Below are 1,669 nucleotides of genomic sequence, written 5' to 3'. Positions count from 1 at the left end.
CTGGACGAGCGACAGCGGCGGCTGCTGATGGGGGCCGAGGCCCGGGTCCTGGGACATGGCGGGATCCGGGCGGTCGCGCGTGCGGCTGGAGTCAGCGAGACAACGGTGCGTAAGGGTATGGACGAACTGGAGGCCGGCGAGGAACCGCTGGGCCGGGTTCGCCGACCTGGCGGCGGGCGGAAGAGGACCGCGGACGTGGATCGGGGTCTGCGGGCGGCGCTGCTGGCACTAGTCGAGCCGGATGTGCGCGGGGATCCGATGTCGCCGCTGCGCTGGACGACGAAGTCGACCCGGAATCTCGCGGCCGAGCTCACCTGCCAAGGACACAAGGTGAGCGCGGACACGGTCGGTGACCTGCTGCGGGAGGAGGGCTTCAGCCTGCAGGCCAACGCCAAGACCATCGAAGGCGCGCAACATCCCGATCGTGACGCCCAGTTCCACTACATCAATGACCATGCCAAGGACCACATGGGTGCCGGGGACCCGGTGATCAGCGTGGACACGAAGAAGAAAGAGCTGGTCGGCGACTACAAGAATGCCGGGCGTCAGTGGCGGCCCGAGGGTGAGCCGGTGCTGGTCAAGACACATGACTTCCTGGACCGGCAAGGGCCGGGCAAGGCGATCCCGTACGGGATCTACGACATCGGCGCCAACACCGGCTGGGTCAGTGTCGGCACCGACCACGACACCGCCGCGTTCGCTGTCGCCTCCATCCGCCGCTGGTGGCAGGTCCGCGGCCGCCACGACTACCCACACGCCACCCGTCTGCTGATCACCGCCGACGCGGGCGGCTCCAACGGCTACCGCACCCGCGCCTGGAAGAGCGAACTCGCCGCTCTGGCCTGTCAGACGGGCCTGGCAATCACCGTCTGTCACCTGCCGCCCGGGACATCGAAGTGGAACAAGGTGGAGCACCGGCTGTTCTCCCACATCAGCATGAACTGGCGCGGCAGGCCGCTGACCAGCCACGAAGTCATCGTGAAGAGCATCGCGGCGACCACCACCCGCACCGGGCTGAGAGTCCACGCCGAACTCGACCCGAGCACCTACGACACCGGCGTAAAGGTCACCGACGACGAGATCGATGCCCTGCCGATGAGCCGGCACCGTTTCCACGGTGACTGGAACTACACGCTCCACCCTGGCGGGCCCCAGCCGGCCCCCGGCTGCGAGGCAGGATCGGAAGCCGCTGCCGCGATCGTCGCCGAGCAGCCCGGGTGCCCGGACGGGCTCGACACCTCTCTGCTCCGCGACCCGGAGCTGACCGGCATGGCCATCTCGCAACTGGACGCTTTGGTCAACTCGTCGACCCCGCGCTGGCACACCAACGTGAGCGGCTGCGCCACGAACGCCGGGGCGGTGAGCGACTCCGCGCGCCAGGCGCGGGCGCCAAGGACAAGCTCTCCGATGCGGACCGGATTCTGGCCGCCGTCCTCTGCCTGCGCAAGATCGGCACCCACGAACTGCTCGCCCGGCTCTTCGGCGTCACCCGCAGCACGCTCACGCGGGCCGTCCAAGAGGTACGGCCCCTACTGTCCGAGCACGCGTTCCCGCCCTCAACCGCCCGATTCCGCACCCCAACGGACGTGGCCGCCCACCTCGACAAGTACAGCAGCCAGCCCCCGATGAAGATCAAACCCGCATGTTGATTCTCTGCGAGCCCTAACGA

Annotated in this window: 1 pseudogene; it reads left to right on the top strand. The window is 68.5% G+C overall.

Annotated elements, in window-relative coordinates:
- Positions 1-1,649: pseudogene (locus ACTWP8_RS38130) on the top strand (ISAzo13 family transposase); the annotation flags it as partial.
- Positions 1,650-1,669: the final 20 nt, after the last annotated feature.

Origin of the sequence: Streptomyces sp. 7N604, assembly GCF_052245475.1 — a bacterium.
Lineage (GTDB): Bacteria > Actinomycetota > Actinomycetes > Streptomycetales > Streptomycetaceae > Streptomyces.
The sequence above is the reverse complement of the archived record's forward strand: the minus strand, read 5'-3'. Positions and strand labels throughout refer to the sequence as shown.